7 protein-coding genes are annotated in these 9,164 nt (G+C 71.2%); 4 read left to right on the forward strand and 3 right to left on the reverse strand.

Going from position 1 to position 9,164, the window contains the following annotated elements; all coding sequences use genetic code 11:
- Positions 1–1,136, reverse strand: a 1,136-nt coding sequence (locus tag O3Q52_RS41995) for a sigma-70 family RNA polymerase sigma factor (protein ID WP_269653809.1), incomplete at its 3' end; no start/stop codon positions are given.
- Positions 1,137–1,458: 322 nt separating this feature from the next.
- Entirely contained in the window at positions 1,459–2,253 is a 795-nt protein-coding gene (locus O3Q52_RS42000) for a TetR/AcrR family transcriptional regulator (RefSeq protein WP_269653810.1), read from the reverse strand.
- Between the two features lie 378 nt (positions 2,254–2,631).
- Between O3Q52_RS42000 and O3Q52_RS42005 the strand changes: the two genes are divergently transcribed.
- The 3 genes from O3Q52_RS42005 to O3Q52_RS42015 all read left to right on the forward strand — a co-directional run bounded on the left by O3Q52_RS42005 (position 2,632) and on the right by O3Q52_RS42015 (position 6,653).
- On the forward strand, positions 2,632–3,996 hold the full coding sequence (locus O3Q52_RS42005) for an NAD(P)/FAD-dependent oxidoreductase (RefSeq protein WP_079053612.1): 1,365 nt from the start codon (positions 2,632–2,634) through the stop codon (positions 3,994–3,996).
- A gap of 123 nt (positions 3,997–4,119) precedes the next feature.
- On the forward strand, positions 4,120–5,766 hold the full coding sequence (locus O3Q52_RS42010) for a SpoIIE family protein phosphatase (protein WP_269653811.1): 1,647 nt from the start codon (positions 4,120–4,122) through the stop codon (positions 5,764–5,766).
- A 56-nt stretch (positions 5,767–5,822) separates the two neighbouring features.
- Positions 5,823–6,653 (forward strand): class I SAM-dependent methyltransferase, encoded by an 831-nt coding sequence (locus O3Q52_RS42015; protein WP_269653812.1) that lies wholly within the window; start codon positions 5,823–5,825, stop codon positions 6,651–6,653.
- Positions 6,654–6,735: 82 nt separating this feature from the next.
- Here the strand turns inward: O3Q52_RS42015 and O3Q52_RS42020 are convergent, their stop codons facing one another.
- A complete protein-coding gene (locus tag O3Q52_RS42020) occupies positions 6,736–8,007 on the reverse strand; it encodes an MFS transporter (RefSeq protein WP_269653813.1) in 1,272 nt (423 codons plus the stop codon).
- 148 nt (positions 8,008–8,155) lie between these two features.
- Between O3Q52_RS42020 and O3Q52_RS42025 the strand changes: the two genes are divergently transcribed.
- Positions 8,156–8,704 (forward strand): MarR family winged helix-turn-helix transcriptional regulator, encoded by a 549-nt coding sequence (locus O3Q52_RS42025; protein ID WP_269653814.1) that lies wholly within the window; start codon positions 8,156–8,158, stop codon positions 8,702–8,704.
- Positions 8,705–9,164: the final 460 nt, after the last annotated feature.

A 9,164-nucleotide genomic window follows, 5' to 3' on the forward strand; every position in this document is an offset into this window, starting at 1 on the left:
GGCAGCACGTCGTCGGGGCCGAGCACCGCCCGGGCCGCCTCGATGGCCGCGGCGAGCCGTCGCCCGTCCCGCGCGGCCTCGCAGACGGTGCCCGCGATGAGCGCGGCCGCCTTCGCGTACCCGGCGGCACCGAACCAGCCGATGACGGCGATCGGTACGACCGCGGGAATCCCGCCGGCGACTTCCTTGATCTGACCGGCGGCGAGCCGGCACTTGGCGCACTCCTCCAAGTGCTTGCGCAGCCCGCGCTCGGCGCGTGTGCGCAGCCCGCCGCGCGCGTACGCGCCGAGCCGGTCGGCGTAGCGCGCGCACTCCTCGTCGGTGGTGAGCGTGACGCTCACATGGGCCTGGAGATACGCCTGCTTGAGGCCCTCTCGGGCCCGACTGGCCAGGACGCGTGTGCCGTTGGCGTCCAGCCCGAAGAGCGTGGCGACCTCGCTCGGCGACTCGTCCTCGACCTCGGTGTGCCAGAGCACGGCCTGCCACCGCTCCGGCAGCGACCGGAACGCCTGCATGGCCATCGACTGCTCGGCCTCGTGCATCGCCCGCACGTCCGCGCCCAGGTCCAGCGTGTCGTCGTCGGACACCTCGGAGCCGCGCGCGGTCTGCGCCGCGAACACGGCGAAGTCGTCGACGAGCTGCTCGCGCCTCGCCGACTTGGTCCAGCTCGCCGCGACGCGTCGTACGGTCGTCAGCAGATAGGCGCGTACGGCGTGCTCGGGGCCGCGCCCGCCGCGTACGGCCTGGAGCATGCGGGCGAAGACCTCGGCGGTGAGATCGTCGGCGGTGTGGGCGTCCCGGCAGCAGGTGCGCGCGTACCGGCGGACGGCGTCCGCGTGGCGCCGGAACAGCTCCTCGTACGCGGTGTCGTCGCCCGAGCGCATCCGCTCGATCAGCTCTGCGTCGGCGGGCGGCAACTCGATCGGGGGCGGCAGTACGCCGCTGTCGTGCCACTCGCGCCGATCCCGCTGCGGCGGAACGGCCTCCGGGGCGGTGCCTCTGGCCGGCACGTCCTCCGGGGTTCCGGCAGAAGTGCCCTTCGCCCGGCCGCCCTGGCTCGGCACCTGCGGCGACGGCAGCCCACCGGCCTCCGCGCCACCCTCACCGGGTGACTCGTCCCGCCCGTCAACGCTCATCGCGGAAAGCCCCCGCCTGCACACTCGGACCCGAACACCGGGAAAGAGTGCCACACGGACCCACCGCTGTTACCCGGAGGAACGGACCAACCACTCGTCCGTGGAGACCTGCCGAACCACAGCACTACCGTTCACCCGAACTGGGAAGACTCAACCACCTTCCCTGCCGAGCAGGTTGACGAAAGCGCGCCCGTCAGGGGCGCGGGGCTGTGACGTTGTGCGGCTTCGCCGCGTGGGCGCGACAAGCCCCCACGACCCCGCACCCGACAACGAACCCACACGCACCCCCGCCGGAGGCACCCGCACCAGCGCCCCCGGGGCGCTACGCCGGCCGCGACCGAAGCCCTTCCAGCAGAATGTCCAGCAACCGAGCCGAAGCCGCAGCCTGCTGAGCCGCATCCGGCAAAGACGGCGCCGCCGTGGCGATCACCAGCAGCACGTCCGCCACCGTGACGTCCGCACGCAGTTCGCCCGCCGCACGTGCCCGGTCCACGAGCCGCCCCACGACCTCCAGCAGCTGCGCCGCGCCGGCGTCGTCCTCGATCGACACGACCTCGACGGACTCCTGCAGGGGAGCCGGCCGCTGCTCCACGAGCCGCAGCTCGGGCGAGAGCGGCTGGGACCGCTGCTGCGGCACCCGCGTCTCGTCCAGGACCGTGCCCTCGGACCCCTCGTCGCCGACGCCCACCCGCAGGATCTGCGGAGGCAGCAGCCGACCGGCACCGGAGGCCACCGACGTCCGCAGGAAGCGCGAGAGCGCCGACCACGGCTCGTCCTCCTGACCCAGCGCGGAGCGTGCCTGGTCGGTCAGCCGGGAGGTCTCCTCCTCGGCTATCCGCCGGACCAGGACGTCCTTGCTCGGGAAGCGCCGGTACACCGTGCCGACACCGACGCGGGCGCGCCGCGCCACGTCCTCCATCGGCGCGCCGTACCCCAGCTCGCCGAAGACCTCACGGGCCGCTCGAAGTACGTGCTCCAGGTTGCGCTGTGCGTCCACGCGCAGTGGCGTCGTGCGCGACGGGTCCCCCACGCCGCGTCCGTTCGTTGCCGCCGCACTGATCGCGCCGCCCGCCCCGATGGCAGACGCGGAAGACCATTGAGAGTCCTGAATGTGCATATGTGTTCCCCCGGTAATGACGTCTCCCCCCGGAGACTCTCCCCGCCATTGACAGCCGGAGCGAGCGGAACAGCCTTCGCCGTGCGGTCTCGCCGCACGGACCCGTCGAGCGCATCCCCCTACACCCCGATGACACACGAACATAGTTGAGTGGGGGTCAATTCAGAAGGGGCAGGTTCCGCACGGAGCGCCCCCCGATCGGGCTACGGGCCGCATACGTCCCGGTTGCGCCCCCTACTTCCACCCCGCTCACACCCGCTGACCTGCGAAGCTTCCCCGCACTCCGGCAAATCGGCCAACCCTGCGCGTCTCAGGCGCCCGGTCACACAAATTGACGGGCCTGTGGACAAACTCCCGTAGCCGGTGCGTCATGGGTGAGTGAAGGAACGTGCGCGCATTCTCGTTGTCGGCGGCGGCTACGTCGGGATGTACACCGCTCTCGGGCTCCAGCGGAAGCTGAAACCCGAGCTCAGGCGGGGCGACGTGGAAATCGTCGTGGTGACGCCCGACCCGTACATGACCTATCAGCCGTTCCTGCCCGAGGCCGCCGCGGGCTCGATCTCCCCGCGCCATGTCGTCGTGCCGCTGCGCCGGGTCCTCGACCAGTGCCGGGTCGTCATCGGCGAGGCCGCGTCCATCGACCACGCCAAGCGCACCGCGACCCTCACCACCCTCGCCACCGAGGAGGAGGGCACGGGCCCCGAGCAGATCACGTACGACGAACTCGTGCTGGCCCCCGGCTCCGTCTCCCGGACCCTCCCGATCCCCGGGCTCGCCGAGTACGCCATCGGCTTCAAGACCGTCGAAGAGGCCATCGGGCTGCGCAACCACGTCATCGAGCAGATGGACATCGCCTCCTCCACCCGCGACCCCGCGATCCGCGACGCCGCCCTGACCTTCGTCTTCGTGGGAGGCGGTTACGCCGGAGTGGAGGCCCTCGGCGAGCTGGAGGACATGGCCCGCTACGCCGCGCGCTACTACCACAACGTCAAGCCCGACGACATGAAGTGGATCCTCGTCGAGGCCTCGAACCGCATCCTCCCCGAGGTCGGCGAGGACATGGGCAAGTACACGGTCACCCAGCTGCGCCGCCGCAACATCGACGTACGCCTGGAGACCCGCCTCGACTCCTGCGCGGACCGCGTCGCCGTCCTCAGCGACGGGGCGCGCTTCCCGACCCGTACGGTCGTGTGGACCGCCGGCGTGAAACCGCACCCCGTCCTCGCGGCCACCGACCTCCCGCTGAACGAACGCGGCCGCCTGAAGTGCACCGCCCAGCTGACCGTCGACGGCACCACGCACGCGTGGGCCGCGGGAGACGCCGCCGCCGTCCCCGACGTCACCGCCGCCGAGCCCGGCACGGAGACCGCCCCCAACGCCCAGCACGCCGTGCGCCAGGCCAAGGTCCTCGCCGACAACATCGCCCGCTCGCTGCGCGGTCAGTCCCTGGAGACGTACTCGCACAAGTACGTCGGCTCGGTCGCCTCCCTGGGACTGCACAAGGGTGTCGCGTTCGTCTACGGGCGCAAGCTGAAGGGCTACCCTGCCTGGTTCATGCACCGCGTCTACCACCTGAGCAGGGTGCCCACCTTCAACCGCAAGGCCCGCGTGCTCGCCGAATGGATCCTGTCGGGGCTCTTCAAGAGGGAGATCGTCTCCCTCGGTTCGCTCGAACATCCCCGTGCGGAGTTCGAACTCGCGGCCGGTGGAAAGCCTCCTCAGAACCCGAAGGGGTCGTCCTGACCGGACCCAGGAACTCCATCGGCCGCGCCCGCGTCTGACGGATGTCGGTCCGGTCGGACACACTGGTCCACACCATGGGCGGGCCGACCGCTCGCTCTTCAAACCCACGAGGCCTGTCCCACTGTGAACTTCACGCGCTGGAGCGCCCGGCTCCCCGGAACGCAGCGCCGCGCGGCAGCGCGGACCGAGGATTCGCCGACGGCGCTCCCTTCGGAGGGCTCCGTGCCCGCGGCACGCGCCGAGCGGCTGTCCGACGCGGCGCTCCTGCCCGTCGTCGACGAGCTGCCGGTCCGCGAGGTCCTCGGCCGCATCCCGGCCCTCGTCGCCGTGGTCCAGGGCCCGGACCACCGCCTCGCGTACGTGAACGACGCCTATGTGGCGGCCTTCGGCGTCCGCCCGGCCGGCGAGCCCGCCCGCACCGCGCTCCCCGAGCTGGCCGAGATCGGCCTGCTGCCGCTCCTCGACCAGGTCCTGCGCAGCTCCAAGCCCCGTACGGTCAAGTCCCGCAAGGCCCCCGGAGGCCGCTCGTACACGTTCACGTGCACACCGGTCGAGGTCTCGGCCACCCCCGAAGGGAGTGGCGTGCTGATCTTCGCCGCCGACGTGACGGACCACGCCGAGGCCGCCGAGCGCCTGCGCGCCAGCGAGCGCCGGCAGCGCGAGACCGCCGTCACCCTCCAGCGCTCCCTGTTGCCCCAGGAGCTCGAAGAGCCCGACGACCTGCGCGTCGCCGCCACCTACCACCCGGGCGGCACGGAAGCCGCGGTCGGCGGCGACTGGTACGACGTGATCACCCTCGGCGGTGGCCGCACCGCCCTCGTCATCGGCGACGTCATGGGCCGCGGCGTCCGCGCGGCCGCCGTCATGGGCCAGCTCCGCACGGCCGTCCGGGCGTACGCCCGCCTCGACCTGCCCCCGCACGAGGTCCTCCAGCTCCTGGACGGCCTCGCCATGGAGATCGACGCCAACCAGATCGCCACCTGCGCGTACGCGGTCCACGACCCGAACGAGGGCCGGCTGGTGTACGCCTCCGCCGGCCACCTCCCGATCCTCGTCCGCGACGAGAGCGGCACGGTCCTGCGCGCCGACGAACCCACCGGCCCCCCGCTCGGCACGGGCGGCTGGATGCACGCCTCCGGTTCGATTCCCCTCGGCCCCGGCTCCACCGCCGTGCTCTACACCGACGGCCTGGTCGAGCGCCGCGACGCGGACCTGGACGAGGGCATCGCCTCCCTGGAGCGCGCCCTCGCAGGCGCCACCGGCACCCCACAGGTCGTCTGCGACCGCCTGGTCCGCTCGGCGGGCGTGACCGCCGACCACGACGACGATGTCGCCGTCCTGGTCCTCCAGCACCCGGCCCGTACGGGACCGGACAGCGAGCTCTTCCGCAACGCCGCCCTGGAGCTGCTCGGCGGCGTCGAAGCGGCCCCACGCGCGCGTGCCTTCGCCTCCGGCGTCCTCACCAGCTGGCGCTTCCCGACCGACCTGCACGACCTCGGCGTACTGGCCGCGAGCGAGCTCGTCGCCAACTCCCTCCAACACGGCACCCCGCCCATGCGTCTCAGACTCCGCCGCACCGATCGGCGCCTCATCGTCGAGGTCACCGACGGCGACGACCACCTCCCGCGCCGCCGCCGGGCCGAGCCGGCCGACGAGTCCGGCCGGGGCATCGCGATCGTCGCCACCATCGCCTCGAACTGGGGCTCCCGCCGCACCCCGGGCGGCGGCAAGGCGGTGTGGTGCGAGTTCGCACTTCCGCGCACCACCTGACCCGGGAGCCGCGCGCCATCTGGTCGGACCCGGCCGGCGGTGCTAGTAGCTCACCCATGGCTAGCTCACCCCAGGCAGACGAAACGGGCTTTCAGCTCAAAGGCAGCGCTCCCGAGCGCTACGAGGAGTACGGCGCACCGATCAACGCACCGTTCGTCGAGGCGGTGCTGGACGCTGTGGACCTGTGTCCCGGCCACCAGGTCCTCGACCTCGCCTGTGGCACCGGCTTCGTGGCCCGCGCGGCCGCCGCCCGGGTCGGCCCCACGGGCCATGTCGCGGCCGCCGACTTCAACGAGGGCATGCTCAAGGTGGCCGCCGCCAAGGCGCCTCGCATGTACCCGGACATCGAGTTCACGGTGGCCCCCGCCGACCGCCTCCCCTATCCGGACGACACGTTCGACGCCGTCCTCTGCCAGCAGGGCGTCCAGTTCTTCCCCGACCTCGGCGCGGCCCTCGTCGAGGTGTCCAGGGTCCTGCGCGCCGGTGGCCGGTTCGCCGCCACGGCCTGGGCCGCCCGGGACCGCTCCCCGTACTTCGTGGCCCACGACCGCGCCATCACCGAGTACGGCGGCCCGGAGGCCGAGGCGCACTTCGCGATGGCCTTCTCCTGCCCCGCCGAACGCCTCACGGCCGCCCTCACCGCCGCGGGTTTCCACGACGTGGTCAGCCGTGACGTCACCTTCGGCATCACTCTGCCCCCGCTCGCCGCCTTCGCCCGCGGCCACCTCTCGGCCGTCCCCTGGGGCCGGGCCATTGAGGACGCGGGCGGCCCGGACCGTCTCACCCAGGCCGCCGAGGCGGTGGCCGCGACCCTCACCGACCACACGAACCCCGACGGCACGGCAACGCTCCCGTTCACGTCCACCCTGGTGACAGCCGTCCACTGAACACCTCCGCGCAAAACCCAGGACGGCCGCCACCACATCAGTGGTGACGGCCGTCCTCCGTCTCTCAAGCCCTGCACGCCAGTCAGGCGGCGGTCTGCACCGCATCCGCCGAAGCCCCGCCCCGCGCGACAACCCGGCTCTTCGCCAACGACGGCTGATTCTGTACGGGAGTGAGCTGCCGCCCCAGCCGCACCGCCAGGAAAGTGATCCCCAGCGAGAACAGCAGGAACGTCACGACGTACGGAGCATGCAGCGAGGCCCCCATCGGGCCGCCCACCGCAGGCCCGACCGCGAGCGCCAGCTGCTTCACCAGGGCGAAGGCGGAGTTGTACTGACCCGCCATCCCGCTCGGCGCCAGATCCGCGACCAGCGGCGCCACGGTCGGCGACAACATCGCCTCCCCTAGCCCGAACAGCGCGTACGTCGACACGAACGCGGCCGTCGCCATGGTCTGGCTGGCGTGCCCGAGCCCCGCGTACCCGGCGACGACCCAGGCGAAGGCCCAGATCAGGCCGACAGCGGCGATCACCCGGGACCGCTTCCGCCGCTCGACGAACCGCAGCACGGCGAACTGGGCGACCACGATCATCGCCGTGTTCGCGGCAAGGGCGGTCCCGAGCGCGGACGTGGAGATCCCCGCCGCCTCGACGCCGTACGCGCTCAGCCCCGACTCGAACTGCCCGTAGCAGGCGAAGAACAGCACGAAGCCCACCGCACACAGCTGCACCATGGCCCGGTTGCCGAGCAACTGCTTCCAGCTGCCCCTGGCCCCTCCCGGAGCCCCCTCGACCTTGGGCGCACGCGGCATCCGTACGGTCACCATGACCACCACGAGCAGCAGGAACATCGCCGCCTCGATCGAGAACAGCAGCGTGAACGAGCTCGCCCGCGAGGCGTCGACGAGATGACCGCCGATGAGCCCGCCGACCCCGAGCCCGAGGTTCTGCAGGAAGAACTGGGTGGCGAAGGCGCGCGACCGTGTCTCGGCCGAGGAGAAGTCCACGATCATCGTCGCGAGCGCCGGCTGCATCACGGCCTGACCGGCACCGAGCGCGGCCGCTGAGAGCAGCACGGTCGTCGAGCTGCTCGCGAGCCCGAGGCTCAGCGCTCCGACGGAGGCGGTGACCAGGGCGGTGAGCAGCACCGGCAGCGGGCCCCGGCGGACGATGGCCCGCCCGGCGAACGGCAGCACCACGAGCGCGGCCACGGCGAAGACGGCGAGCACGAGCCCCGCCGTCATCGCACCAAGATCCCGTACCTGCGCCACATAGACGTACAGATACGGGACGGTAAAGCCGAGCCCGAACGCGCTGAGTGCGTTGCCCACATGGATCCGGCGCATCTCAGCGCCCATCGCCCTGGTCACTTTCACCTGCCTTGGTAGGAGAAGTCTTACGTCTGCCTCAGGAGTTAGAGGTGAAGACTTCGAAGCTAAAGTTAGGATCTAAACAGTACATCCCGAAGGACTTCAACGCCAAGCGGGCGCGTGCCATACTGCGGCCATGGGTGACACCCGCCGCGTCAGCGAGCCGACGATCGAAGAGCAGATCGCCGCCTACCAGCGCGAATTCCAGGACCTCGACCCCCAGGTCGAGAAGATCGTCTCGGCGCTGGGCCGCCTGAACCGCCGCATGAACGTCGCCTACGGCCGCCAGACCGCCACCCTCGGCATCAGCAACGCCGAGTGGGAGGTCCTCAAGGCCCTCGTCCTCTCCGGTGCCCCCTACCGAATGGGCCCGAGCGACCTCGCCAAGCGACTCGGCCTCACCCCGGCCGCCATGACCCACCGCATCGACCGCATGGTCGCGGAGGGCCTGGTCACCCGGGAACGCGACGAGTCCAACCGCGTACGCGTCATCGTCGAGCTGACAGAGGAGGGGCGCGGGAAGTGGCTGGAAGCCATGCGCCTAGCCACGGTCTTCGAGGAAGACCTCCTCCAGGACCTCTCCCCGGAGGATCGCGGTGTCCTCGGCGAGGTGCTGACCCGGCTGCTTCGCCGCGTGGAGCACGCCCAGCCGGACGCCGGCGGCCGACTCACCGACCTTGACTGAGGCCCGAGTTGGGGCTCGGCCCCGGCTCGGACTTCCTGCCCGCCGCTGGTTTGCCGGATGGCCGCCCGGGGGAGACTTGACACTCCCCTCGCCGATCCGTAAGGTTCTTCGAGTTGCCGCGGGGCCGTAACGGTTCTGCGACAGCACCTCCGCCGCAGAAGCGGCACACCAAACCATCCGCACGATCTCCCCACCGGGGCGAATTCGGCGTGCCCGAATTCAATTCGATTTGGGGTCGGCAGCCCGATTAGGAACTGCCGAGAGGATCCGCTAAAGTTTGGAACGTCGGAACGGCCCAACAGCCGCAAAGACAAACCCGATTGACAGGGAGTCAGACCCGAAAGGATCTGATACGGTCAACACCGCCGGAAGGCCGAAAGGCCGGAAAGCACCGAGGAAATCGGATCGGAAAACGGTCTGATAGAGTCGGAAACGCAAGACCGAAGGGAAGCCCGGAGGA

It is taken from the genome of Streptomyces sp. ActVer, assembly GCF_027270795.1.
Lineage (GTDB): Bacteria > Actinomycetota > Actinomycetes > Streptomycetales > Streptomycetaceae > Streptomyces > Streptomyces umbrinus_A.

Bases quoted from the DNA above. Each gene is read 5' to 3' on its own strand.
- O3Q52_RS42000 (WP_269653810.1), bottom strand. From the start codon at position 2,253: ATGCACATTCAGGACTCTCAATGGTCTTCCGCGTCTGCCATCGGGGCG.
- O3Q52_RS42015 (WP_269653812.1), top strand. From the start codon at position 5,823: ATGGCTAGCTCACCCCAGGCAGACGAAACGGGCTTTCAGCTCAAAGGC.
- O3Q52_RS42020 (WP_269653813.1), bottom strand. From the start codon at position 8,007: ATGGGCGCTGAGATGCGCCGGATCCATGTGGGCAACGCACTCAGCGCG.
- O3Q52_RS42025 (WP_269653814.1), top strand. From the start codon at position 8,156: ATGGGTGACACCCGCCGCGTCAGCGAGCCGACGATCGAAGAGCAGATC.